Here is a 25,097-nt window from a genome sequence, read left to right as displayed (position 1 = left end):
CACCGGGGTCTGACCTCTGATTAGAAATGTCACAACACCGGGGTCTGACCTCTGATTAGAAATATTTCGAATCAGAGGTCAGACCCCGGTTTGCGGCAGCGCAAACGGACACTGAACCATGATTATCGGCATCGACCTGGGCACCACCAATAGTCTCGCGGCGGTGTGGCGCGACGGCAAGGCGCACCTCATCCCGAACGCACTGGGCAGCTTTCTCACGCCTTCCTGCGTTGGCATGGATGACGACGGCACCGTGCTGACCGGCGAAGCGGCGCGCGCGCGCTTGCAAACCCATCCGCATATGACGGCGGCCATGTTCAAGCGCTACATGGGCAGCGAACGCGAAACCCAGCTCGGGGCGCGCAAGTTCCGCCCCGAGGAGCTGTCGTCGATGGTGCTGCGCTCGCTCAAGGAAGACGCCGAAGCCTGGCTCGGCGAAAAGGTCGAGGAAGCCATCATCACCGTGCCCGCTTACTTCAGCGACGCCCAGCGCAAGGCGACCCGGGTGGCCGGCCAGCTGGCCGGGCTGCGCGTCGAGCGCCTGCTCAACGAACCGACCGCCGCGGCGCTGGCCTACGGCATCCAGGACACCAAGCGCGAAACCAAATTCCTCGTGTTCGACCTGGGCGGCGGCACCTTCGACGTCTCCATCCTCGACCTGTTCGAGGGCGTGATGGAAGTGCGCGCCACCGCCGGCGACAATTTCCTCGGCGGCGAAGACTTTGTCAGCGTGCTGGTGGACGCTTTCCTCTCGCGCAGCGGCCTGTCCAAGGCCCTGGACGGCACCGAGTTGACCGGCACCCAGCGCCAGCGCCTGCGCGCGGAAGCCGAACGCGCCAAGCGCGCACTGTCGGACAGCCTGAGCACGCGCATGGCCTACCACATGGGCGGCCAGGAATACAGCTGGGAGCTGACCGAGGACTTGTTCGTGCTGCTGTGCGACCACCTGATCGCCCGCCTGCGCACCCCGGTCGAACGCGCCCTGCGCGACGCCACCATCAAGGCATCCGAACTCGATACGGTGGTGCTGGCCGGCGGCGCCACCCGCATGCCGCTGGTGCGCAAGCTGGCCGCGCGCATGTTCGGGCGCTTCCCGTCGATCAGCCTCGATCCCGACCAGGCGATCGCCCTCGGCGCCGCGGTGCAGGCGGGCCTGATGGCGCGCGACGCCGCCCTCTCCGAAGTGGTGATGACCGACGTCGCGCCCTACTCGCTCGGCATTTCGGTGGCGCGCGAAATCGGCCCGAACAAATACGAGGGCGGCCATTACCTGCCGATCATCGAACGCAATTCGACGGTGCCGGTCTCGCGCGTGGAAAATATCACCACCATCAACGACTACCAGAAGGAACTGGTGGTGCACGTGTACCAGGGCGAGTCGCGCCGGGTGTCGGACAACGTCTTCCTCGGCAAGCTCAATTTCCCGATCGAGGCGAAACGCGCCGGCGAAGTGAGCGCCGACGTGCGCTTCACCTACGATATCAGCGGCGTGCTCGAAGCGGAGATCACGGTGCTGCCGACCCAGGAAAAGCACACGCTGGTGATCACCGAAAATGCCGGCGTGATGACCCAGGCCGAAGTGGCAAAGCGCCTGGCCGAACTGAGCGAACTGAAAATCCACCCGCGCGACAAGATCGAAAACCGCACCCTGGTGGCGCAGGCCGACCGCCTCTACGAGCAGTTGCTGGGCCATGAGCGCGAATACCTGGCGCAGCACATCGCGGCCTTCACGGCGGTGCTCAATACGCAGCAGCCATCGGCCATGCGCAGCGCCCGCGAGACGCTCACGCGCGTCATGCGCGACCTTGGCGGGAGTTCTTTCCTATGAACGTCTGGAGCGTGCTCGGAATGAAGGCCAGCCGCGATGAGCGCGCCATCAAGCGCGCCTACGCGGCCATGCTCAAGGTGACCCGTCCGGAAGACGATCCGGTCGCCTTCCAGATCCTCAACGATGCCTACCAGGCCGCGCTGCAGCTGGCGCGCCAGGCGCATGACATGGACTGGCCGGACGAGGAACCCGCCCCGCGCCAGCCGGAGCCGGAGACGGAGTACGAGCCGCCGGTCTACATGGCGGCCTACGCATTCGACCCGGATGCGGCGCCGGCGCGCGAGGAAGCGCCGCAGGACGTACCCGTCTACACCGCCTTTTATGAATTCGATCCGTCGCAGCCGAAGCCGGAACCCGAGCAATATCGCTTGCCGCCGCCCTTGCCCGTCCCGATCGCGGGGACCGGACCCGCTTCGCCCGTGGTGGAAGCGCGCCGCGTCTGGGCCGCATTCCTGACGCGCGCGCACCAGGACACGCGCCAGCGGCTGGCACAGCTGTTCGCCGGCGAGGAGCTGCTCAATATCGAGGTGCGCGACTGCTTCGAGGAGTGCGCGGTCCAGTATTGCGCCGGCGAAGGCTGCGAGGACGACTTCCGCGAAGCGATGGCAGTGCACTTCGGCTGGGTCGACGACGCCAGTTTCGTGGGGCGCCAGATGCCAGACGAAACCGGCATGATGCTGGCGCGCCTGCGCGCCCAGCGCTCGTACGCGCACTTTTGCCAGCTGGCCCTGGAGGACGAGGTGGTGCGGGCGCTGCTCGATGGCGACCCGCGCGGCGTCATCGGCAGGTATCCCGATGCCGCGTTCACGGAACGCATGCGCGAACTGCTTGAACTGGTCCACTGCTACCATGGCGAGATGCTCGACCTCAGGCTCGATGCCGATATCGTCGAACGGTGGGTAGCCGTCGTCCAGGGCCGGGGATGGTCGCGCTGAGCCCCGCCCCTGCCGCGCGCGGGATCGACCGCCGCACACCCAAACAAACACACTCAATTTTCATAAGCACCTACGTACATGTCCTCACAATCGAATCTGTTTGAACCACCTCCACCGCCGCCACCTGAAGACGTCGAAACGCTGACGCTGTCGACCTTCGCCGAGCGCGCCTATCTCGATTACGCCGTCTCGGTCGTCAAGGGCCGCGCCCTGCCCGACGTGTGCGATGGCCAGAAGCCGGTGCAGCGCCGCATCTTGTACCGGATGAACGAACTGGGCCTGAGCGCAACCGCCAAGCCAAGCAAGTCGGCCGCCGTGGTCGGCGACGTCATGGGAAAACTGCACCCGCACGGCGACCAGTCGATCTACGACGCGCTGGTGCGCATGGCGCAGGACTTTTCGCTGCGCTATCCGCTGATCGATGGCCAGGGTAACTTCGGCTCGCGCGACGGCGACGGCGCGGCGGCGATGCGCTACACGGAAGCGCGCCTGACCCCCATCGGCAAGCTGCTGCTCGAAGAAATCGATGAAGGCACGGTCGACTTCCAGCCCAACTACGACGGCGAACACGCCGAACCGAAAGCCCTGCCGGCGCGCCTGCCGATGGTACTGTTGAATGGCGCCTCCGGCATCGCGGTCGGCCTGGCCACCGAAATCGCCTCGCACAACCTCACTGAAGTAGCGCGCGCCACCGTGGCCATGATCCGCAATCCCAAGATCACCCACGCCGAACTGATGACGCTCATTCCGGGGCCGGATTTCCCGGGCGGCGGCCAGATCATCACGCCGCCGGCGCAGATCTCGGACATGTACGCCAGCGGACGCGGGTCGATGAAGGTGCGCGCGCGCTGGAAGATCGAAGAGCTGGCGCGCGGCCAGTGGCAGGCGGTGGTGTCGGAACTGCCGCCGGGCGTGTCGTCGCAAAAGGTGCTCGAAGAGATCGAGGAGCTGACCAACCCCAAGATCAAGCTGGGGAAAAAGGCGCTCACGCCCGAACAGCTGGCACTCAAGCAGACCATCCTGGGCTCGCTCGATACGATTCGCGACGAATCCGGCCGCGCCGCGCCGGTGCGCCTGGTATTCGAGCCGAAATCGAAGAACCAGGACCAGGCTGAATTCATGCTGATGCTGCTGGCGCATACCTCGCTTGAGTCGTCCAGTTCGATCAACCTGGTGATGATCGGCGGCGACGGGCGGCCGCGCCAGAAGGGCTTGAGCGAAATCCTGCAGGAGTGGATCGATTTCCGCTTCGTGACGGTGCGCCGCCGTACCGATTTCAGGCTGGGCAAGGTCAACGACCGCATTCACATTCTCGAAGGACGCGAAGCGGTCCTGCTCAATATCGACAAGGTGATTCACATCATCCGCAATTCGGACGAGCCGAAGGCCGCGCTGATCGCCGAATTCCGCCTCTCCGACATCCAGGCCGAGGATATCCTGGAACTGCGCCTGCGCCAGCTGGCGCGCCTGGAGACGATCAAGATCCAGCAGGCTTTGGCAGAACTGCGCAAGGAAGAAGTCAGCCTGCGCGACATCCTCGACAATCCGTCGACCATGAAGCGCCTGATCATCCGCGAGATCGAAAGCGACGCCAAGCAGTTCGGCGATGCGCGCCGCACCGTGATCGAAGAAGCGCAGCGCGCCACCGCCGAGCAAAAAATCGTCGACGAGCCGGTCACGGTGATCGTGTCCGAAAAAGGCTGGGTGCGCGCGCGCACCGGCGTGGGCCACGATGTGGCGCAGTTCACCTTCAAGGCGGGCGACTCGCTGTATGCGGCCTTCGAGTGCCGCACCATCGACAACCTGCTCGGCTTCGGCGACAACGGCAAGGTGTACTCGGTGCCGGTGGCGGCGCTGCCGGGGGCGCGCGGCGATGGCGTGCCGATTACCACGCTGGTCGACCTGTCGGGCGGCGCGCGCATCCTGCACTATTTCGCGGGCAGCGCACAGACCGTGCTCTTGATGGCGTCGAACGCGGGCTATGGTTTCGCGGCCAAGGCGGGCGACATGGTCAGCCGGCTCAAGGGCGGCAAGTCCTTCATCACGCTCGACGATGGCGCGCAGCCGCTGCCGCCGCGCGTGATCGCGGCCAATGCCAGCGCGGTGGCCTGCCTGACCGAAAAAGGCAAGCTGCTGGTGTTCGGGATGGATGAACTCAAGACGCTGACCAACGGCGGACGCGGCGTGACCCTGATCGAGCTGGAAGACAAGGAAAAACTGCTGGCGGTGCAGCCGATTTCGCAAAAAGGCGTGACGGTGCACGGGACCTGGGCGGGCGAGAAGCCGCGCGCGGTCGATTTGTCGGCCTCGGGCCTGGCGGTCCACTTCGGCAAGCGCGCACGCAAGGGCAAGGCGCTGGTGGCCAGGATCAAGGTCATGACGCTCACGCCGATTGGCTAAGTAGCGCTCCTCCGGCGCACCTCCGTCATTTCTGCCATTGGCAGAAATGACTTCCCGCCCCAGGGCGGCACCCGGCGCGAATGACGGAAGCAGGAACGCTGGGCGGGGTGGCCAACAACAAAAACGGGGTAAGTATTGCCTACCGAGGTCAGACCCCGGTCAGGCAATACTTACCCCGTTTTCATTCCATCACCCTGCAAGCAGGGCGCATAGATTAGTGCTTGGCAGCAGCTTTTTTCACGTCCGAAGCGGCTTCCACTTTGGTTTCGTGGGTTTTTGCCGCGGCGGTCGCTTTGTCGGCGCCAGCTTCAACAGCCACTTTTTCCGCTTTTTCGTCGGCCTTGATCATTTTTTTCTCGGCTTTCAGATTGGCTTTGGCGACTTTTTTCTCGGCCTTGGCTTCGGCTTTCATTTTGTCTTCCGGATCAGCCTTGGCGACGTCGGTGCTCGCTTCCGCGTGGGCTTTTACCGCTTTCGAATGCGCCTTGGTTTTTTTCTCGGTAGCGTCGGCGGCAGCCTTGGTGGTTTTTTCGTCGGCTTTGGCAACTACTTTGGCTTCCTTGGCTTCGGCTTTGGCGATGTCCTTGTTGGCGGTCGCTTCAGCTTTGACAACGGCTGGCGTAGCAGCTGGCGTTTGTGCATAAACCGAAGTAGCGAACAGGCCGGCGATCAGGGTAAGGAGTAATTTGTTCATGGTTGTACCTTTTAGAAGACTGGTTGGGGGTTTCTTATCCGTGGACGTTTTGGACCGGAGTCCGTCGCCATCTATCGTTCTCAACTTTATATTTCGTCAAGGAACGGCATCCAGAATATGTCTTGCGGCACACTGGGTCTGTGCGCTAGCGCACGCATTCCAGAGCTAACCAAAAGCAACTTCCAACCAGGCGAACTGGACAAGAAAATTCCAGATCGCCCGCCGTTGCAGGCCTTACGCCTACTTCCCCGCCCTCTTCCCTGCATATAAATCGATGATGGTGGTGATGCCATCGTTACAGACGTTACAGAATCTTTCACTTCGATCGAACATCAGGCACTGCATTTCCGACCGATAGTAGCCGCTCGCCTCGTAATTGCCCCCCTCGAAGGCACCCACGTCGTGCCGGTGCGCGGCCTTGGCGAACAGGGTATTGGTATGGGTCAGGTCTTCGTGGAACAGTGCGCTCATCTCCGACTCGGGCCGGTTGGCGGCGCGCAGCGCGGCGCGCCGCTTCTGGTAGGCGCGCGCATAGTCCTCGTACTGGGCCTTGGGCCAGACGGTCGGCAGCGGCGTGCCGGCCTTGACGTGGCGCTGCCATTTCAGCTTGGCCGGGTCGCGCAGCGCGGTCACGTTCGGCTCCCACGGCTCGATCCGTCCGGCGCTCGACTGGTAGGCCACGGGCGAGGTGTAATACTCGTCGGCCAGGCCGGCGAAATGGTGGCCGAATTCGTGCACGAACAGGTAATTGGCCCAGTCGTTGCCGGCCGCCGCGGTACTGAACTGGCCGAAGATGCCGCCGCCGCCGTAGGTATCGTTATTGACCAGGATTTCGATGAACTCGTACGGCGCATGCTGGGCGATGTCGCGCAGCGCGCGGTTGTCCAAGGTGAGCACGTAGCGCTCGCTGCCGAAAATATCGTAGCGCGTGCCCAGCGCCGATGCGCGGTGCACGCCGGTCGATGGACGCGACACGCCGCTCTCAGCGGTCGGCACCGCGATGGCCCACACATTGAAGTCGCCCGCGCGCTCCTTGAACGGCGACACCGTGAACAGATGATCGGCCAGGCGGCGCGCGTCGGCCTCGAATTTTTTCATCTCGGCGGCGGTGTAGCCGTCCCCCATGACCAGCAGGTCGACCTTGGCCGGGGACGGTCCGCTGACGCGGATCGGAATCGGTTTGGCCGGTGCCGGTGCCTGTTTGCGCACCACATCCGGCGCGTCCGGGTCGACCTCGACGCTCCAGGCGACCGAAAACTGATTGCGCTCGTCGCGCTTGAGCACCCGCACCCGCACCGGTTTGCCAAAGGCCGGAAAGCGCACCGACTCCTCGAAGCCGCGGCTGATGCGCATCGCTTCCTCGGTGGTGCGCCATTCGCCGAAAATGGTGGAGAAGCCGCGCGAATACAGCAGGTCGCCCGTTTTGGCGTCCACCACTTCGACCATGTTCTGGCCACGGTTGGTGGTGTCGACGTTTTGCGACAGGTCCCCGGGCCACGGCAGCGGTTCGATCACCACCCGTTCGAGCGCGTATTGGTCGGACAGGGCATTGCCGCTGTGCTGATAGTCGACGCGGACGGTGGCGGGCGGCTGGGCGTGGGCCTGGGCGGCGGCGGCCAGCGCCAGCAGGCCGGCGGCGCGGCGCATGAAACGGAGGGGGGACAGCGGCATGGCGGTTTCCTTGCAAGCGTGGGTCGTGCTGTATTGTAAACCCGCCCCGGACGGCGCAAAAGAGCGTAATCGGCATAGCGTTCAGGACCCGCGCGGCGCCGTGGTAGCATGTCGCTTCCCTTGGAATCCCAGCGACGATGTACACAACGATTGAAAGCCAGGCTGAATCACTGATCCGTGACACCGGCGCGCGCCTCACCAAGCCGCGCTCGCGCGTGCTGGCGTATCTGCTGGCGCAGAACAAGCCCCTGACCCACCACGACATCCAGGAAGGCCTGGCCGGCGCGGCGCTCGATTCCGTGACCTTGTACCGGGTGCTGGAATGGCTGAGCGAGCACGAACTGGTGCACCGCATCGCCGGCGCCGACCAGGTGTGGCGCTTCAACGCCGGCGCGGGCCAGCACGGACACCAGCACGCGCACTTCCAGTGCACCCGCTGCGAGATGGTGACCTGCTTTACCGACATCGCCCTGCCCGCCCAGATCACGCTTCCCGACGGCTTCACCAGCGACCAGGTCGACTTCCTGATCAAGGGCGTGTGCCAGGTGTGTAACGCCAAAAAGTAAAACCGGTGCCGCATCAGTCACGCGGCTAACGCAAGCCTATTGCATTAAAGAGGTATTCGACCTATTATGGCAACTCAGTTGCATTAATATCTTGCCCTATCCGGCTCCGCCACGCCTGAAGAAATCCCACGCATGCACATCCCGACCGCCAGCGCCATCCTCCTCGCCAGCCTCGCGCCGCTGGCCGCCACCGCCGCGCCGGAGCCGATCGACAAGGTGGTGATCGGCGGCCAGCGCGAGCACTATCGCAGCCTGTCGGCCACCGGCGCGACCAAGACCGATGCGCTACTCAAGGACCTGCCGCAAAGCGTGCGCGTGCTCACCAGCGAGGTCCTGCGCGACGCCGGCGTGAGCACCCTGGCCGCTGCGCTCGACCTGGCCAGCGGCATTGCGCGCCAGAGTAACCTGGGCGGCTTGTGGGACAGCTACGCCATGCGCGGCTTCACGGGCGACCCCAATTTCGGCTCCGATTTCCTGGTCAATGGCTTCAGTTCGAGCCGCGGCTACAACGGCCTGCGCGACACCGCCAACACGCAATCGATCGAAGTGCTCAAAGGCCCGTCGGCCGCCCTGTACGGGCGCGGCGAGCCGGGAGGCACGGTCAACATCGTCACCAAAAAGCCGCGCTTCGTCCAGGAGCGCAGCATCAGCGCGGCGGCCGGCAGCTTCAATACCTGGCGCACCGCGCTCGACGTCACCGGCCCTGTGAGCGAGACGCTGGCCTACCGCGTCAACGCCGCCTGGCAGCAGGGCGAGAGCTTTCGCGACAGCGGCCGGCGCGACACGCTGCTGCTGTCGCCCTCGTTCGTGTGGCTGGCGGGCGAGCACACCACGGTCTCCTACGAGATCGAAGCGAGCCAGCAAAAAGCGCCGTTCGACCGTGGCGTGCCGGCGCTGAACGGCAAGCTCGGTGCGGTTCCCGCGTCGCGCTTCCTGGGCGAGCCTGGCGATGGCCGCACCACCGTCAAGTCGCTCGGGCACCAACTGTTCGTGCAGCACGCCCTGGACGGCGGCTGGTCGCTGCAATCGGGCCTGTCCTACCGCGACAGTGAACTGAGCGGCTTTTCGACGGAAGCCAACAACCTGCTGGCCGACGGCCGCACCTTGCGGCGCCAGCGCCGCCACCGCGATTTCTCGGCCACCGACACCTCTAGCCGGGTCGAACTGCTCGGAAAACTGGGCACGGGCGCCTTGCGCCACAGCGTGCTGTTCGGCGTCGACGCCTACCGCTTCGACGACCGCCGCGTGCAGCTGCGCCGCAATCCGTCAAGCGCCAATCCGTACACGATCGATATTTTCCAGCCGGTCTACGGCGCCGTTGCCGATCCGCTGACGCTGTCGATCGACACGCTGGAGCGCCAGCGCGCGCACGGCGTCTATGCGCAGGACCAGATTGACCTGGGCAGCCAGTGGAAAGCCCTGCTGGGCATTCGCTACGACAGCGCCGCTCAAACCGTCACCAACAACCGGCTCAAGACGGGCAGCGCGCAAAGCCTGCACGCCAGCAGCCCGCGCGCGGGCATTGTGTACCAGCCGGCCAAGGCGCTATCGCTGTATGCGAGTGCGGCGCGTGCCTATCGCCCGAACAGCGGCATCAGCATCGACAACCGCGCATTTGAGGCGGAAAAGAGCCTGTCGTATGAACTGGGCGCGAAAATCGACGCCCTCGACGGAAAACTGAGCAGCACCGTGGCGCTGTACAAGATCGACAAGAAGAACGTCCTGACGACCAACCCCGCCAATACCGACTTTGCGATCCCCGCCGGAGAAGTCGGCAGCCGCGGCCTGGAACTGGACGTGGCCGGCACCGTGGCGCGCAAGCTGCAGCTGTCGGCCGCCTACGCCTACACCGACGCCACCGTCACCAGGGGCGACAAGACGATCCTTACCGGCAGCCGCTTTCCGAACGTGGCGCGCCACAGCGCCAATCTGCTGCTGGTGTCCAGCTTCAGGCTGGGCGAGGCCAAGGCCAGCGCCGGCGCCGGCGCCAGCTACGTGGGCAAGCGCATGGGCGACGTGGCCGCATCGAGCAGCTTCGAACTGCCCGCCTACAGCACCGTCAAGCTGGTGGCGGCCTACGCGCCGCACCGCAAGCTGCGCATCGCGCTCAATATCGATAACCTGTTTAACAAGACCTGGTATGCCAGTTCGTACAGCCAGATGTGGGTGGCACCGGGCACCGAACGCGCGGCCACGCTGACGGCCAGCTACAGCTTTTAAGAGCCGACATGACCGCCATCGCACCCGCGCCATCCAAACGCATCGCCGCCATCGATGCGATGCGCGGCCTGATCATCCTGATCATGACGCTCGACCACGCGCGCGAAACCTTCTTCCTGCACCACCAGGTCGGCGACCCGATGGACCTGGCCACGACCGAGCCACCGCTGTTTTTCAGCCGCATGGCGGCGCATTTCTGCGCGCCGATGTTCGTGTTCCTCACCGGCCTGTCGGCCTGGCTGTACGCCAATCCGCCGTCCGGCCCGCGCAGTCCGCGCGGCTTTTTGCTCAAGCGCGGCCTGTTCCTGATCGTGCTGGAACTGGTGTTCGTCAATTTCGCGTGGTCGGGCCGCTTTCCGCCGCCGGTGCTGTACTTGCAGGTGATCTGGGTGATCGGCCTGTCGATGATCGCGCTGGCCCTGCTGCACAAGGTGCCGCTGCGCTGGCTGGCACTGCTCGGCGCCGTGATCGTGGCCGGCCACAATGCCTTGTCCTTTCCCGGACTGGAAGCGGGCAGCCTGGCGCACGCCGCGTGGACGCTGCTGGAGCAGCGCGGCTTCCTGGTGAGCGAGGGCGCGACCCGCGTCAAGATCAGTTATCCGCTGCTGGCGTGGATCGGGGTGATCTTGCTCGGCTACGCCGCCGGTCCCCTGTTTTCAACCACGGTGCAGGCGCCGGCGCGGCGCCGCATCCTGCTGCTCGCCAGCGCGGCCTGCCTGCTGCTGCTTGCGCTGCTGCGCGGCTTTAACATCTATGGCGAGACGCGGCCGTGGACCGTGCAGGCCGACCTGCTGCACACGGCGATGGCGTTCCTGAACCTGACCAAGTATCCGCCCTCGCTCAACTTCCTCCTGATGACGCTCGGCGTGGGGATGCTGGCACTGGCATGGATGGAAGCGGCGAACCGGCGCGTGGTGGCCTTTTGCGCCACCTTCGGCGCGGTGCCGCTATTCTATTACCTGGCGCACCTGTATCTGCTGCTCGCGCTGCGCGGCCTGACGGCGGCCGTCTCAGGCGGGCAGGCGCACCAGGCGGGCGGGATCGGCGAAGTGTGGGTGTGGGCGCTGGCCGTGATCGCGGCGCTGTACTACCCGTGCCGCTGGTTCGGGCACTACAAGCGCACCAGCGGCCGGGCGTGGGTGCGCTACCTGTAGCGTTTACTTATACTGGTACAGCGGCTGGCGGATCAGGATCGGCAGCACGTCGAGGCGGATGTTGAAGACCGAGTAGGTATCCGAAATCGCCGACATATAGCCGATGCTGTCCTTGGTGCGGCTGAAGCGGAACTCGAAGCCCAGTTCCGGCTGCAGGTCGCGCGGGCTGCCCAGGGTCAGGCCGATGGCGTCGGTCTGGTCGCTGTCGATCAGGCGGTGCATCAGGTCCACCACCGTCGTGTTACCGAGGATATCGGCAAAAAACAGCGGCCCACGGTAGTACGGCGCGGCCGGATCGAGCTTGTTGGCCAGCTTTTCGCGCGATGGCGTAAATACTCCGCTCAACAGATTGAAGCGGTCGCCGTTATCGAGGTAACTCAGTTTGGCATTGCTGACATTGAAGTCGCCCGGCGTCGAGGTGGCGCTATTGAGGTCGATCAGCAGCGCGCCCTTGTAGCCGAGCACCTCGACGTCGCGGTTGCCGTGAATGATCATCGACGTGTTCTCGTCGATCCCCAGCCCCATCTTGTAGCCCTTGGCCAGCATGGCCGGCAGCATGCGCCCGAAGCGCCCGCGCACCAGCAAGTGCTGGTCAACGAAAACGTCCTTGCCGATGAAGCCCAGGCCCGGCGCCAGTTCCATGCCGTCGGCCACGCCGCGCTTGAGGGTGGAGAGCACCGAATTGACATCGTAGAACATGGTGCTGCTCATGATCGCCGCGCCGGCGCTGGTGCCGGCGATCACGCCGCCGTTGCGGTACATGGACCACAGCGCGTCGAGCACCAGGCTGCTGCTGCCATCCTTCTTGCGCAGCGCTTCGATGATGCGGGCCTGGTTGCCGCCGACGAAATAGGCGCCGTCGGCGTGGCGCACCGCGTCGGCCAGCACCGGATCGTTGGCCGCGACACGGTAGTCGACGCCTTCCAGCTTGACGGCGACCGGCACGAAAAAGGCATCGGCGCCGTAGGAATTGAGCACTTCGACGTTGTTCTTGCCGGCGATGTCGGGGCTGGCCGAGGCCGAGCCGAAGACGGCGATGCGCGCCCCCGGACCGCCCGCCAGTTCGACGATGCGCTTCCACACCGCCGCGTTCTCGCCGCGCAGCGCGCCGCCGATGATCACCAGCGAGCCTTTCGGCCCACCTTGCGGCACGGCGGGCGCCGGAACCGGAACCGGGGCCGGAACCGGGACCGGGGCCGGAACCGGTGCCGGAACCGGTGCGGCGGCCTGCGCCTGGCCCGCCGCCAGCAGGAGCAGGAACAGGAACTGTAAGTATCGGCGGGCCAGGTTCAGCATCGGTGGTTCTTCCTTATTCGGTAGGTCGGGCGGCGGAGCACGCAGCCGGTGTTATGTGAAGGCAAGATGATACCCCGCGCAGAAATATTATGTCGTATTCCAGAAATGCAGCCGGCGCGGCGGCGGCTTTTTATGCCACACTTCCGCTAACGTCATTTAACGGTCACGACCATGCAAGCACAAACCCATCGCATCTCCCTGGAGGACAGCAGCATGTCCTCGCAACTGGCCAGTTTCCATTTCGGTACGCCGGGCACCGGCAAGAAGGTGTATATCCAGGCCGCGCTGCACGCGGACGAAGTGCCGCCCATGCTGGTGTCGCAGTTTTTGCGCACCGAACTGCTGGCGCTGGAGGCGGCCGGCAGCATTCGCGGCGAGATCATCCTGGTCCCGGCGGCCAACCCCATCGGCCTGGCCCAGGCCATCCACGGCGCGCCCTTCGGCCGCTTCGACCTGTCGACCGGTACCAATTTCAACCGCGCCTACAAGCACGTGGCCGAGGACCTGAAAACCTCGCTCGAAGGCTTGCTCGGCCCCGACGCCGAGGCCAATGTGGCCCTGATCCGCGCCCACGCGCGCGAATCGGTCGGCGCCTGGCAGCCGAAAACCGATGCCGATGCGCTCAAGAAGATCCTGCTGGGGATGGCCATCGATGCCGACATCGTGCTCGATCTGCACTGCGATAACGAAGCGGTGCTGCATATATATGCAGGCACCCCGCTGGCCGAGGCGGTGGCGCCGCTGTCGGCGCTGATGCAGGCGCACGCGGTACTGCTGGCGCTCGAAGCGGGCGAAGAACCGTTCGACGAAGCTTGCAGCCGCCTGTGGTGGGACCTGGCGGCGCACTTCGGACCGGGCTTTCCGATTCCGCCGGCCTGCCTGTCGACCACCGTGGAGCTGCGCGGCGAGATGGACGTGAGCTATGAACTGGCCCAGCGCGACGCGCACGCCCTGCTGCAGTTTTTGGCGCATGCCGGCGTGCTGGCCGTGGCGCCGCCCGAGCTGCCCGAACCGCTGTGCGCACCGACCCCGCTCGAAGGCGTGGAGCCGATCGCCGCGCCGCATGCCGGCGTGCTGGTGTTCCTGAAACAATTGGGCGAAAAGGTCAGGGCCGGCGACGCCATCGCCGACCTGGTCGAGCCGGTGAGCGGCCGCACCACGACCTTGCGCTGCAGTGTCGACGGCGTGTTCTTCGCCCGCACCGCGCACCGCCATCTGCTGCGCGGCATGGCGGTCGGCAAGATCGCGGGACCAGTGGCTTTCCGCGCCGGAAAGCTGCTGAGCCAATGAAACTGCGCATCCCGAATACCTTCGTCCTGCTGTTTTTAATCCTGGCGATGATCGCCGTGGCCACCTGGCTGGTGCCGGGCGGCCAGTACGAGACGGTGCTGGTCGATGGCAAGCCACGCATCGATCCGGCTTCCTTCCACTACGTGCAGAGTAATCCGCAAGGTTTCGTGGCGCTGATGATGGCGCCCATCAAAGGCTTCAAGGAAGCGGCCCAGATCATCGGCTTCGTGCTGATCGTCGGCGGCGCGTTCGCGGTGCTGCAAAAGACCGAGGCGCTCGACGCGATGATCCGCAGCGTGGCGCGCGCGCATACCCATTCGGCCTTCGTGCGGGCGATGCTCATTCCGGTGTTCGTGACCATCTTCTCGCTGGGCGGGGCCACCTTCGGCATGAGCGAGGAGTCGATTCCGTTCGTGCTCATTTTCGTGCCGCTGGCGCTGGCCCTGGGCTACGACTCGGTCATCGGCGTGTCGATTCCCTTTCTCAGCGCGCAGGTGGGCTTCGCGGCCGCCTTCCTCAATCCTTTTAATGTGGGCGTGGCGCAGAATATCGCCGGGATCGAGATGTTCTCGGGCGTGGGCTACCGCCTGATCGTCTGGTTCGTGGCGACCGCGCTCACCATCGCGTTCCTGATGTGGTACGCGGCGCGCATCAAGCAGGATCCGACGCGCAGCCCCACCTACGCGCTCGATCTCGACAAGCGCAAGGAAAGCGACGGCGCCGCCCTCGGCAACCTGACCGGCATGACGCTCACCCACGGCACGGTGCTGCTGCTGTTCGTCGGCTTCATGGCGGCGATGGTGGTCGGCGTGATCAAGTACGGCTGGTACATCAACGAGATCGCCGCGCTGTTCCTGGTGATGGCGATCGTGGTCGGCGTCATCGGGCGGCTCGACAGCGACGCCTTCGTGGGCGCTTTCCTGCACGGTGCGCGCGACCTGGTCGGCACCGCGCTGGTGATCGCCCTGGCGCGCGGCACCATGATCCTGGCGCAGGATGCCAAGATCATCGACACGATGCTGCATTCGCTGGTGCCGCTGGTGCAATCGTCCAATCCGGTGTTCGCGGCGCAGAAGATGTTCGTCATCCAGACGGTGATTAACTTCTTTCTTCACTCGGGCACGGGACAGGCCGCGCTGACCATGCCGATCATGGCGCCGCTGGCGGACCTGGTGGGCATCACGCGCCAGACCGCGGTGCTGGCGTTCCAGCTGGGGGAACTGACTTTGCCGATGATTCCCACCTCGGGCGTGACGGTGGGGGTGCTGGCACTGGCGCGCATTCCGTGGCTGACCTGGGCCAAGTGGATGGTGCCGCTGCAACTGGCGTATTTTGTGATGGCGCTGCTGTTGCTGATTCCGCCGTGCTTGATGAACTGGAGTTGACCTTCATCGTTCCCGCGCAGGCGGGAACGCATGCGTTCCCCCCAAGTCCGTAGTTTAGCCTGCGGCTACAGCACAGAATGAGGTTCCCGCCTGCGCGGGAAGTCGTTTCTGCCAATGGCAGGAACGACGGTTCATAAAATAGCGGTATTAAATGTGGTGCGCTTCGCCGAACCAATGAAAAGAGTCGTTAACTGACGTAGATATTCGGGAAATACCGCTCCATCAGCGACTCCGGCCTTTGCGGCGACGTGAATCCAAACTGCGCATACAGCGCATGCGCATCACCCGTGGCCAGCATCAGCCTGCGCAGGCCCTTCAAGCTCGGATGCGCCAACACCGCCTTCATCAGCTCCTTGCCATACCCGCGCCCACGGTACTCGGGAATCACGAACACATCCACCAAGTTACCAAAAGTCGCAAAATCGGTGATCACGCGCGCAAACGCCACCTGGCGCCCGTCCACGTAGCCCCCGAAACACAGGGAGTTCTCGATCGCGCGCTCCACTACCGGTCGCGAAATACCAATGGCCCAGGTCGACTGCTCGCTGAGGAAGCGATAAATTAACGGAACGTCGAGCTGCGAGCGGTCGGTACTGATCTGTAAATTGGACATGGCTGGGCGCATCCCTTTAAAAGAAACAATTCTACCTTCGTTCGCTGCGAGCGCAAGGGCCGCGCGCGAATTCGGAACAGCTGTGCAACCCCCAACAGGAATTGCCCGCAGCCTGCTTTCCTTGTTTATAATCAGGTAACGCAAAGGAACTCTTCACATGACCGCACAACTTTCAAAGAAGGGCGAAGCCTGGTCGGCGCGCTTTTCCGAACCTGTCTCCGACCTCGTCAAACGCTACACCGCTTCCGTCTTTTTCGATAAACGCCTGGCCCTGTTCGACATCGCCGGTTCGCTCGCGCATGCCGAGATGCTGGCAGCCCAGAACATCATCAGCGCCGCCGACCGTGCCGAAATCGAACGCGGCATGGCCCAGATCAAGGCCGAAATCGAGGCCGGCAGCTTCGAGTGGCTGCTCGACCTGGAAGACGTCCACCTCAATATCGAGAAGCGCCTGACCGAACTGGTTGGCGACGCCGGCAAGCGCCTGCATACCGGACGCTCGCGCAACGACCAGGTGGCCACCGACATCCGCCTGTACGTACGCGCCGCCATCGACGACATCGTGGTGCTGCTCAACGGCCTGCGCCTGGCCTTGACCGACCTGGCCGAACAGCATGCCGACACCATCATGCCCGGTTTCACCCACATGCAGGTGGCCCAGCCGATCACCTTCGGCCACCACATGCTGGCCTATGTCGAAATGTTCGGGCGCGACGTCGAACGCATGCAGGACGCCCGCAAGCGCGTCAACCGCCTGCCGCTGGGCGCCGCCGCGCTGGCCGGCACCACCTTCCCGATCGACCGCGAACGGGTGGCGCGCACGCTCGGCTTCGACGACGTCTGCCACAACTCGCTCGACGCCGTTTCGGACCGCGATTTCGCGATCGAGTTCTGCGCCGCGGGCGCGCTGATCATGACGCACATCTCGCGCATGTCCGAAGAACTGGTGATCTGGATGAGTCCACGGGTCGGCTTCATCGACATCGCCGACCGCTTCTGCACCGGTTCGTCGATCATGCCGCAAAAGAAAAACCCGGACGTGCCGGAACTGGCGCGCGGTAAAACCGGCCGTGTCTACGGCCACCTGACCGGCCTGCTGACCCTGATGAAGGGCCAGCCGCTGGCCTACAACAAGGATAACCAGGAAGACAAGGAGCCGCTGTTCGACACCGTCGACACGCTGGTCGACACGCTGCGCATTTTTGCCGACATGGCCGGCGGGATCACGGTCAAGCCGCACGCCATGCGCGCCGCCGCCCTGCAGGGCTACGCCACCGCGACCGACCTGGCCGACTACCTGGTCAAGAAAGGCTTGCCGTTCCGCGATGCCCACGAAGCCGTGGCGCGCGCCGTACGGGCCTGCGACGACCTCAAATGCGACCTGTCCGAGATGTCGCTCGATAAGCTGCGCGAGTTTTCGGACCTGATCGGCGACGATGTGTTCGCGGTGCTGACGCTGGAAGGCTCGGTGGCGGCGCGCGACCATGTGGGCGGCACCGCGCCGCGCCAGGTGCGCGCGGCGATTGCCCGCGTGCGCGCCCAGCTGGCCGGGTAGGCGCGGCACCATCAGTGACCTGTTTTTAGTCGACCGGCGCAGCAGACGCCGGCGACTGTGCTTGTTTTTGAACATTTTGTTTGAAACTACTGGAGATACCAGCACCATGCTCACGTCACTTTTCATCCCGCTGTCGCGCGCGATCGACACTCTCAATGAGAAGATCGCCAGCGTCGTCAGCTGGGCCCTGCTGGCCTCCGTCCTCATCTGCGCCGGCAATGCCCTGGTCCGCTACATCTTCCATACCAGTTCCAATGGCTGGCTCGAAATCCAGTGGTACCTGTACGGCGCCATGTTCATGCTCGCTTCCGCCTATACGCTCAAGCGCGACGAGCATGTGCGCATCGACGTCATCGTCGGCCACTTCTCGAAGCGCACCCAGGTCTGGATCGACCTGTTCGGCTATTTGCTGTTCCTGCTGCCCGTCTCGCTGCTGATCCTCTGGTACGGCATTCCCTTCGCCCGCATTTCCATCGAAAGCGGCGAAATGTCGAGCAATGCCGGTGGCCTGATCGTCTGGCCCGCCAAACTGCTGGTGCCGCTGGCCTTTGCGCTGATCGTCCTGCAGGGCGTCTCCGAAATCATCAAGCGCATCGCCTTCCTGGCCGGACGCATCGACGCCAGTTCGTTCAGCAAGCAGGTGGTCACGCCGCAGGACGAAATCGACGCCATCAAAGCCGCCAACAAGATCACCTAGCGCAGCACGCACAGCCACTTCGGTCAGGGACACATGGAACAATTCATCATCGCCAATCTGGCACCCATCATGTTTGGGGCGCTGGTCATCTTCTTGCTATCCGGTTTTCCGGTCGCATTTTCACTGGCCGCCAACGGCCTGTTTTTCGGCCTGGTCGGCATTGAACTGGGTTTGCTCAAGCCCGAACTGCTGCAGGCGCTGCCCAACCGGATCTTCGGCATCATGGCCAGCGAAAATCTGCTGGCGATTCCCTTCTTTACCTTCATGGGCCTGATCCTGGAAAGGTCGGGGATGGCGGAGGACCTGCTCGACACCATCGGCCAGCTATTCGGCCCGATCCGCGGCGGTGTGGCGTACGCGGTCATTTTCGTCGGTGCGCTGCTGGCCGCGACGACCGGCGTGGTGGCCGCGTCGGTGATCTCGATGGGACTGATCTCGCTGCCGGTGATGCTGCGCTACGGGTACGACAAGCGCATCGCCTCCGGCGTGATCGCCGCCTCCGGCACGCTGGCGCAGATCATCCCGCCATCGCTGGTGCTGATCGTGATGGCCGACCAGCTGGGCCAATCGGTGGGCGACATGTACAAGGCCGCTTTCATCCCGGGCCTGCTGCTCACCGCGATGTACGCCGGCTATGTGCTGGCCCTGTCGATCTTCAAGCCCACGCACGTGCCGGCGCTGCCGCTCGAAGCACGCAACCTGGGCGAGCCGAACGGCGACAGCGGCGCGCGCTCGCTGCTGGCCATGGTCGCCAGCACGGTGGCGATCGCGTTCGCAGTCGCCGCCGTGCTGCGTGCGAGCCACCCGCAACTGGCCCCGGACGAAGCGGGGATCTATTCCACCGCCGTGGGCGTGATCGCCTCATTTGCGTTCGCAGTGCTTAACCGCCGCCTGAAACTCGGCCTGCTCTCGCGCATGGCCGACCGCGTGGTGTTCGTGATGGTGCCGCCGCTGGCGCTGATCTTCCTGGTGCTGGGGACGATCTTCGTCGGCATCGCCACGCCGACCGAAGGCGGCGGCATGGGTGCGATGGGCGCCATCCTGCTGGCGATGCTGAACGGCCGCCTGTCATGGAGCCTGCTCAAGCAAGCCATGAATTCGACCACCCGCCTGGCCTGCTTCGTCATGTTCATCCTGATCGGATCGACCGTGTTCGCACTGGTGTTCCGCGGCGTGAACGGCGACCTGTGGGTCGAGCACCTGTTGACCAGCCTCCCGGGCGGCGTGAATGGCTTTCTGCTGGTCGTCAACATCATGTTTTTCGTACTGGCCTTTTTCCTCGATTTCTTCGAGCTGGCCTTCATCCTGGTGCCGCTGGTCGGGCCGGTGGCGAACAAGATGGGCGTTGACCTGGTCTGGTTCGGCGTGCTGCTGGGCGTGAACATGCAGACCTCCTTCATGCACCCGCCGTTCGGATTTGCGCTATTCTATCTGCGCTCGGTGGCACCGAAAGAGGTCAAGACATCCGACATTTACTGGGGCGCCATTCCGTTCGTGGTGATCCAGGTGATCATGGTCGGCCTGATCATCGCCTTCCCGCACCTGGTGTCGGTGGAATCGAAGGTCGACATGAAAGAGGACCTCGAGCTGCACATCGACACCCCGGCCGCCGAAGCGGAAGCGCTCAAGCTTCCCGCCGACGGCGCCGACAAGCAAGAGGAAGACAGCACCCCGGAGCTGAACTTCTCGACCGATACCGACCCTGACCCTAAAAAGAAATGAGCGCGATGAATATTGGTGGAAAAAGCATGGACGAGGCGCTGGCCGCCTTGTCCGACATGACCGGCGGGATGACCCCGATCGGCAAGGAAGAACACGAGCAGCGCATCGCCAGGGCCCAGGCCTTCATGCGCGACCAGGGCATTGGCGCGGTGTTCCTGAACGCGGGCACCAACATGCGCTACTTCACGGGCACCAAGTGGTATGCCAGCGAACGCATGGTGGGCGCGATCCTGCCAGCCACAGGCAGCCTTGAATACATTGCGCCGGTGTTCGAGGAAGGTTCGCTGACCGACTTCATGCTGGTCAAGGGCAAGGTCAATTGCTGGGAGGAGCACGAGAGCCCCTACCAGCTGTTCATCGACGTGTTGCAACGCATGGGCATCGGTCCCGATGCGGCCGCGCCGCCACGCATCGGCATTTGCGAGAGCGCCGCTTTCTTCATCGCCGACGGCATTCGTCCACTGGCGGCGGGCTACGCGCTGGAAAACGCCAAAACGGTCACGGCGTTCTGCCGCGCGCGCAAGTCGTCCGCCGAAATCGCCCTGATGCAGCGCGTGAAGGACATGACGCTCGAAGTGCACAAGGCCGCCGCCAGCATCCTGCATGAGGGGATCACCACGGTCGAGGTGAGCGACTTCATCGCGCGCGCGCACCGCAAGGTGGGTGCGCCGGGTTCGTATTTTTGCATCGTGCTGTTCGGCGAGGCGACCGCCTATCCGCACGGCGTCAGTTATGCGCAGACCCTGACGCCGGGCGACGTGGTGCTGATCGATACCGGCTGCCAGGTGCATGGCTACATCTCGGACATCACGCGCACCTATGTGTTCGGCGAGATCAGCGAGCGCCAGCGTTTCGTGTGGAATGCGGAGAAGGCGGCGCAACTGGCCGCGTTCGCGGCGGCGCAACTGGGCGTGCCGTGCCGCGAGGTCGATGCGGCGGCGCGTGTCTCGCTCGAATCGAATGGCTTCGGTCCCGGCTACAAGCTGCCCGGCCTGCCGCACCGCACCGGCCACGGGATCGGCATGGATATTCACGAGTGGCCTTACCTGGTCGGCAGCGACAGCACGCCGCTCGATGTCGGGATGTGCTTTTCGAACGAGCCGATGATCTGCATTCCGGGCGAATTCGGCGTGCGCCATGAAGACCACTTCTATATGACGGAGACGGGACCGAAGTGGTTCACGGAACCGGCCCACACCATCGACGATCCGTTCGGCATGGCCCGCTAAAGCTGCCCTGCGCGCCGGGCACCGCGATGGTGGTCCGGCGCCAAATGCAATTGTGAAATAGTGCATTTGAAATAATACAATTTCCTTTGCCGGCTAGTCAGACTTCCTCGCTTTCGACCCTCCCCGCATGAAACAGTGTTGCAAAGAAGTAGAAAAACACTGGGTTGTTACAAAATAAACAAACCTTCGCGTTTATTTGTTTCCGCTAATCATCTACTATCTCTGGTTGTGGACATCCCGGGATAATTTCATGCAAGAACAACAAGTACTCGACGCAGCTATCGCTGATGTCGATCTGGACGACAAGACCCCAACCATCCAGCTTGATGTTGCTGGAAATGAAGAAATAGGCGGCGTGTCGCTGGCCACGGCGGCCACCGCGCTGTTGTCGACCACCGTATTGGCCGCCTGCGGCGGTGGCAGTAGCGGTGGTGGCAGCGTCAGCTCAACCCTGCCATCGGTGGCAACGCCGCCTGTGATTTTGCCCACGCCGACCATGCCGGCCCCGGTGCCCACGCCAGTTCCGACCCCGGTAGTGCCAACGCCGACCGTTCCGACACCGACTGTTCCAACACCGGCCGTTCCGACGCCGACGGTTCCAACACCGACGGTTCCGACGCCGACTGTTCCGACACCGACGGTTCCGACACCGACGGTTCCGACACCGACCGGGCCGAAGCCGACTGTTCCGACGCCAACGCCAACCCCGACTGTTCCGACGCCGACCGCTCCGACGCCAACGCCGACGCCGACCGCGCCAACGCCAACGCCAACGCCGACCCCAACACCGACGCCTACACCGACGCCTACACCGACGCCAACACCAACACCAACACCAACGCCAACGCCAACACCAACGCCGACGCCGACACCAACCCCGACGCCCACGCCGGTGGAAAAAATCGGCCTCGCAGAAGCATCGCGCTTCCTGGCGCAGGCGTCGATGGGTGCCACGCGCGAGCAAATCGCCCGGGTGCAGCAGCTCGGCTACGCCGGCTGGATCAACGACCAGATGGCCATGCCGCGCTCGCAGTCGCGCTGGGATTACCTGGTCTCCAAGAAATTGAACACCGTCGAATTCAAGAACTCCGAAGCCGGCCACGATGCGGCGTTCTGGCGCAAGATGGTGTTCTCACCCGATACCCTGCGCCAGCGCGTCACCCTGGCGCTGTCCGAAATCCTGGTCGCTTCCCTGAGCGGTTTCAACGCAAGCTGGAGTAATTTTTCCAGCGCCGCGCACATGGACTTGCTGGAAGCCCACGCCTTCGGCAACTACCGCACCTTGCTCCAGCGGGTATCGCTGAGCGCACCGATGGGCGAGTATCTGACCTATCGCGGCAACGTCAAGGTCAATCCCACCACCGGTGCCCTGCCCGATGAAAACTATGCGCGCGAAGTCATGCAGTTGTTCACCATCGGCCTGGTCCAGCTGAACAACGACGGCACGCCCAAGCTCAGCGGCGGCTTGCAGCAGGAAACCTATACCCTGGACGATATCACCGGCCTGGCCCGCGTGTTCACGGGCTGGAACTACGACATGGCCGGCGCCGACAACAATACGCCGGAATACAAGCGCCGCCCGATGAGCCTGACGGCCAGCCGGCATGACACGAGCGTCAAGAGCTTCCTGGGAAGCAGCATCGCCGCCGGCATCGACGGCCTGACCAGCCTGACGCGCGCGCTCGACACCATCTTTGCCCATCCGAACGTGGCCCCGTTCATCGGCAAGCAATTGATCCAGCGCCTGGTGTGCAGCAATCCCTCGCCCGCCTACGTGGCCAGGGTCAGCGCCGTGTTCAACAGCGATAATAACGGCGTCAAGGGCAACCTGGCCAAGGTCGTTTCCGCCATCCTGCTGGATACCGAAGCGCGCAGCGCCAGCCGCCTGACCGATCCCAACTTCGGCAAGCTGCGCGAACCGGTGCTGCGCTTCACGGCGTGGGCGCGTGCGTTCAAGGCCAACTCGCCGACCGACGCCTGGGCGATCGGCAACACATCCGACCCCGGCACCCGACTGGGCCAGAGTCCCGGCCGTTCGGGAACGGTATTCAATTTCTTCCGTCCGGGCTACGTGCCGCCCAACAGCGCCATTGCCGCTGCGCGCATGGTCGCTCCGGAGTTTCAGATCACCAATGAATCGACCGTGGTCGGCTATGTCAACTACATGCAGACGGTGGTCAGCAAAGGCGTGGCCGACGTCAAGGCCAACTACAGCGCCCTGCTGCCCCTGGCCGATGTCGCGGACAAGCTCGTGACCGAGCTGAACCTGGTGCTGGTGGCGGGCCAGCTGGCGCCGGCGACGGTCAACCTGATCAAGGGCGGGATCGACTCCATGCCCAAGGGCACCGACCCCGCCCGCCTGAACCGCATTTACGCCGCCCTGGTACTGGTGCTGGCATCCCCCGAATTCATCGTCCAGAAATAGGAGCAGCCATGCAAAATAAAAATGGAACCAATGCATCGCGCCGCGCCTTTTTACAACGCGCTTCGGCCCTGTCGGTTGCCGGCGTTGCCGCGCCGTGGGCCATCAACGTCGCCGCCATGGCCGAGGCGAGTGCCGCCACGGCCACCGACTACAAGGCGCTGGTGTGCGTGTTTCTGTACGGCGGCAACGACTATGCCAATACCGTCACGCCCTACGATCCCGACAGCCACGCGAAATACCAGTCATTCCGTCCCAGCTTCGCGCACAGCCGCACCGCGCTGGCCGCGACCGTGCTGAACCCGACCGTGGTGCCGCTGGACTCGGCCGGCTTCGCGCACCAGTACGCGCTCGCTCCCACGCTGGCGCCGCTGGTACCGCTGTTTAACGACGGAAAACTGGCCGTGATGCTGAACGTGGGCAATCTGGTCCAGCCCACCACCAAGCTCCAGTTCGCCAACAAGTCCGTTCGCTTGCCGCCCAAACTGTTTTCGCACAACGACCAGCAATCGGTGTTCCAGTCGTCGTCGCCGGAAGGCGCCACCTCGGGCTGGGGCGGACGCATTGGCGATCTGTTCCAGGCGAGCAATACGAATTCGACCTTTACCTGCATCAATGTGTCGAGCAATGCGGTGTTCTTGTCGGGCAATACGGCGGTGCAATACCAGGTGTCGACCAGTGGCTCGGTGCCGCTGGCGGGACTCAAGAATCCGCTGTTCGGTTCGACAACATCCTCGGCGGCGCTGCGCACGCTGATGACCCAGCAGCGCAGCCACGTGCTGGAAGACGAATACAACCGCATCGGCAGGCGCTCGATCGAAGCCAATGAAGTGCTGACCGGGGCCCTGAGCTCGACGCCGGCGCCGAAAACGGCGTTCCCGGCCGCCAACAACCTGGGCGACCAGCTGAAACTGGTCGCGCGCATGATCGCCGCCGGTCCGACCCTGGGTGCGAAACGGCAAGTGTTTTTCGTCTCCATGGGCGGCTTCGACACGCACGATGGCATGCTGACCAATCACCCGGCACTGATGACCAAGCTGGGCGACGCGATGGCAGCGTTTTACGCGGCGACAGTGGAATTGGGCGTGGCGGAGAAAGTGACGACGTTCACCGCCTCCGACTTCGGCCGCACGATGGCCGGCAATGCCGACGGATCGGATCATGGCTGGGGCAGCATGCACTTCGTGATGGGTGGCGCGGTCAAGGGCAAGCGCTTTTACGGCACCGCGCCGGTGGTGGCCAATGGCGGACCGGATGATGTCGGCCAGGGGCGTTTGCTGCCGACCACCTCGGTCGACCAGTTCGCCGCCACGATGGGCGCGTGGCTGGGGGTGTCGAACAGCGAATTGCTGGCCTTGCTGCCGAATCTGGGGAATTACAACGCCAGTACGCGTAACTTAGGCTTCGTTTAATACGGCCA

The 25,097-nt window shown here is 64.1% G+C and carries 18 protein-coding genes; 14 read left to right on the top strand and 4 right to left on the bottom strand.

The window, feature by feature from the left end; genetic code table 11:
• Positions 1 to 118: 118 nt before the first annotated feature.
• The 3 genes from PO883_RS05615 (at position 119) to parC (ending at position 5,163) form a co-directional block, all read left to right on the top strand.
• Positions 119 to 1,828 (top strand): molecular chaperone HscC, encoded by a 1,710-nt coding sequence (locus PO883_RS05615; protein ID WP_289308855.1) that lies wholly within the window; start codon positions 119 to 121, stop codon positions 1,826 to 1,828.
• Complete coding sequence (locus PO883_RS05610; RefSeq protein ID WP_289308854.1) at positions 1,825 to 2,763, top strand: J domain-containing protein; 939 nt, start codon at positions 1,825 to 1,827, stop codon at positions 2,761 to 2,763. Before PO883_RS05615 ends, PO883_RS05610 begins: the two co-directional genes overlap by 4 nt.
• A 78-nt stretch (positions 2,764 to 2,841) precedes the next feature.
• Entirely contained in the window at positions 2,842 to 5,163 is a 2,322-nt protein-coding gene (gene parC, locus PO883_RS05605) for a DNA topoisomerase IV subunit A (protein ID WP_289308853.1), read from the top strand.
• Between the two features lie 214 nt (positions 5,164 to 5,377).
• Here the strand turns inward: parC and PO883_RS05600 are convergent, their stop codons facing one another.
• Together PO883_RS05600 and PO883_RS05595 are read right to left on the bottom strand one after the other, a co-directional pair.
• Positions 5,378 to 5,857: a hypothetical protein gene (locus PO883_RS05600; protein WP_289308852.1), complete on the bottom strand. Its 480-nt coding sequence runs from the start codon at positions 5,855 to 5,857 to the stop codon at positions 5,378 to 5,380.
• 240 nt (positions 5,858 to 6,097) lie between these two features.
• Positions 6,098 to 7,528, bottom strand: a complete 1,431-nt coding sequence (locus PO883_RS05595; RefSeq protein ID WP_373890034.1) for a M64 family metallopeptidase — start codon at positions 7,526 to 7,528, stop codon at positions 6,098 to 6,100.
• Between the two features lie 137 nt (positions 7,529 to 7,665).
• Between PO883_RS05595 and PO883_RS05590 the strand changes: the two genes are divergently transcribed.
• The 3 genes from PO883_RS05590 (at position 7,666) to PO883_RS05580 (ending at position 11,468) form a co-directional block, all read left to right on the top strand.
• Positions 7,666 to 8,094 (top strand): Fur family transcriptional regulator, encoded by a 429-nt coding sequence (locus PO883_RS05590; protein WP_167086942.1) that lies wholly within the window; start codon positions 7,666 to 7,668, stop codon positions 8,092 to 8,094.
• Between the two features lie 132 nt (positions 8,095 to 8,226).
• Positions 8,227 to 10,314, top strand: a complete 2,088-nt coding sequence (locus PO883_RS05585) for a TonB-dependent siderophore receptor (RefSeq protein ID WP_289308851.1) — start codon at positions 8,227 to 8,229, stop codon at positions 10,312 to 10,314.
• 8 nt (positions 10,315 to 10,322) lie between these two features.
• Positions 10,323 to 11,468, top strand: coding sequence for a DUF1624 domain-containing protein (locus PO883_RS05580; RefSeq protein WP_289308850.1), 1,146 nt, complete (start codon positions 10,323 to 10,325; stop codon positions 11,466 to 11,468).
• Positions 11,469 to 11,471: 3 nt separating this feature from the next.
• Here PO883_RS05580 and PO883_RS05575 read toward each other — a convergent pair whose 3' ends face one another.
• Positions 11,472 to 12,764, bottom strand: a complete 1,293-nt coding sequence (locus PO883_RS05575) for a cyanophycinase (protein ID WP_289308849.1) — start codon at positions 12,762 to 12,764, stop codon at positions 11,472 to 11,474.
• A gap of 171 nt (positions 12,765 to 12,935) precedes the next feature.
• On the opposite strand from PO883_RS05575, the gene PO883_RS05570 reads away from it, so the two are divergent.
• Entirely contained in the window at positions 12,936 to 14,054 is a 1,119-nt protein-coding gene (locus PO883_RS05570) for a succinylglutamate desuccinylase/aspartoacylase family protein (protein WP_289308848.1), read from the top strand.
• A complete protein-coding gene (locus tag PO883_RS05565; protein WP_167086937.1) occupies positions 14,051 to 15,439 on the top strand; it encodes a YfcC family protein in 1,389 nt (462 codons plus the stop codon). The genes PO883_RS05570 and PO883_RS05565 overlap by 4 nt, the downstream gene beginning before the upstream one ends.
• 187 nt (positions 15,440 to 15,626) lie before the next feature.
• On the opposite strand, the gene PO883_RS05560 is transcribed toward PO883_RS05565, so the two are convergent.
• The gene (locus PO883_RS05560; RefSeq protein ID WP_289308847.1) at positions 15,627 to 16,052 is read right to left on the bottom strand and encodes a GNAT family N-acetyltransferase; all 426 of its coding nucleotides are present in this window, start codon (positions 16,050 to 16,052) and stop codon (positions 15,627 to 15,629) included.
• A 157-nt stretch (positions 16,053 to 16,209) separates the two neighbouring features.
• On the opposite strand from PO883_RS05560, the gene argH reads away from it, so the two are divergent.
• The 6 genes from argH (at position 16,210) to PO883_RS05530 (ending at position 25,089) form a co-directional block, all read left to right on the top strand.
• Positions 16,210 to 17,607, top strand: coding sequence for an argininosuccinate lyase (gene argH / locus PO883_RS05555; protein WP_289308846.1), 1,398 nt, complete (start codon positions 16,210 to 16,212; stop codon positions 17,605 to 17,607).
• A gap of 106 nt (positions 17,608 to 17,713) precedes the next feature.
• On the top strand, positions 17,714 to 18,304 hold the full coding sequence (locus tag PO883_RS05550; RefSeq protein ID WP_289308845.1) for a TRAP transporter small permease subunit: 591 nt from the start codon (positions 17,714 to 17,716) through the stop codon (positions 18,302 to 18,304).
• A 33-nt stretch (positions 18,305 to 18,337) separates the two neighbouring features.
• Positions 18,338 to 20,026, top strand: a complete 1,689-nt coding sequence (locus PO883_RS05545) for a TRAP transporter large permease subunit (protein WP_289308844.1) — start codon at positions 18,338 to 18,340, stop codon at positions 20,024 to 20,026.
• 5 nt (positions 20,027 to 20,031) lie between these two features.
• Positions 20,032 to 21,255, top strand: a complete 1,224-nt coding sequence (locus PO883_RS05540) for a Xaa-Pro peptidase family protein (RefSeq protein ID WP_289308843.1) — start codon at positions 20,032 to 20,034, stop codon at positions 21,253 to 21,255.
• A gap of 250 nt (positions 21,256 to 21,505) precedes the next feature.
• A complete protein-coding gene (locus PO883_RS05535; protein WP_289308842.1) occupies positions 21,506 to 23,680 on the top strand; it encodes a DUF1800 family protein in 2,175 nt (724 codons plus the stop codon).
• An 8-nt stretch (positions 23,681 to 23,688) separates the two neighbouring features.
• Positions 23,689 to 25,089 carry a DUF1501 domain-containing protein gene (locus tag PO883_RS05530; protein ID WP_289308841.1) on the top strand — a complete coding sequence of 467 codons (1,401 nt, stop codon included), beginning with the start codon at positions 23,689 to 23,691 and terminating at the stop codon, positions 25,087 to 25,089.
• Positions 25,090 to 25,097 lie beyond the last annotated feature (8 nt).

The organism is Massilia sp. DJPM01 (genome assembly GCF_030348125.1).
GTDB classification, from domain to species: Bacteria; Pseudomonadota; Gammaproteobacteria; order Burkholderiales; family Burkholderiaceae_D; genus Telluria_A; species Telluria_A frigida.
Note: the sequence above shows the minus strand (reverse complement) of the source record. Positions and strands in the feature narration are given on the sequence as shown.

Coding starts and splice junctions, on each gene's coding strand:
- PO883_RS05615 (WP_289308855.1), top strand. CDS start 119: ATGATTATCGGCATCGACCTGGGCACCACCAATAGTCTCGCGGCGGTG.
- PO883_RS05610 (WP_289308854.1), top strand. CDS start 1,825: ATGAACGTCTGGAGCGTGCTCGGAATGAAGGCCAGCCGCGATGAGCGC.
- parC (WP_289308853.1), top strand. CDS start 2,842: ATGTCCTCACAATCGAATCTGTTTGAACCACCTCCACCGCCGCCACCT.
- PO883_RS05600 (WP_289308852.1), bottom strand. CDS start 5,857: ATGAACAAATTACTCCTTACCCTGATCGCCGGCCTGTTCGCTACTTCG.
- PO883_RS05595 (WP_373890034.1), bottom strand. CDS start 7,528: ATGCCGCTGTCCCCCCTCCGTTTCATGCGCCGCGCCGCCGGCCTGCTG.
- PO883_RS05590 (WP_167086942.1), top strand. CDS start 7,666: ATGTACACAACGATTGAAAGCCAGGCTGAATCACTGATCCGTGACACC.
- PO883_RS05585 (WP_289308851.1), top strand. CDS start 8,227: ATGCACATCCCGACCGCCAGCGCCATCCTCCTCGCCAGCCTCGCGCCG.
- PO883_RS05580 (WP_289308850.1), top strand. CDS start 10,323: ATGACCGCCATCGCACCCGCGCCATCCAAACGCATCGCCGCCATCGAT.
- PO883_RS05575 (WP_289308849.1), bottom strand. CDS start 12,764: ATGCTGAACCTGGCCCGCCGATACTTACAGTTCCTGTTCCTGCTCCTG.
- PO883_RS05570 (WP_289308848.1), top strand. CDS start 12,936: ATGCAAGCACAAACCCATCGCATCTCCCTGGAGGACAGCAGCATGTCC.
- PO883_RS05565 (WP_167086937.1), top strand. CDS start 14,051: ATGAAACTGCGCATCCCGAATACCTTCGTCCTGCTGTTTTTAATCCTG.
- PO883_RS05560 (WP_289308847.1), bottom strand. CDS start 16,052: ATGTCCAATTTACAGATCAGTACCGACCGCTCGCAGCTCGACGTTCCG.
- argH (WP_289308846.1), top strand. CDS start 16,210: ATGACCGCACAACTTTCAAAGAAGGGCGAAGCCTGGTCGGCGCGCTTT.
- PO883_RS05550 (WP_289308845.1), top strand. CDS start 17,714: ATGCTCACGTCACTTTTCATCCCGCTGTCGCGCGCGATCGACACTCTC.
- PO883_RS05545 (WP_289308844.1), top strand. CDS start 18,338: ATGGAACAATTCATCATCGCCAATCTGGCACCCATCATGTTTGGGGCG.
- PO883_RS05540 (WP_289308843.1), top strand. CDS start 20,032: ATGAATATTGGTGGAAAAAGCATGGACGAGGCGCTGGCCGCCTTGTCC.
- PO883_RS05535 (WP_289308842.1), top strand. CDS start 21,506: ATGCAAGAACAACAAGTACTCGACGCAGCTATCGCTGATGTCGATCTG.
- PO883_RS05530 (WP_289308841.1), top strand. CDS start 23,689: ATGCAAAATAAAAATGGAACCAATGCATCGCGCCGCGCCTTTTTACAA.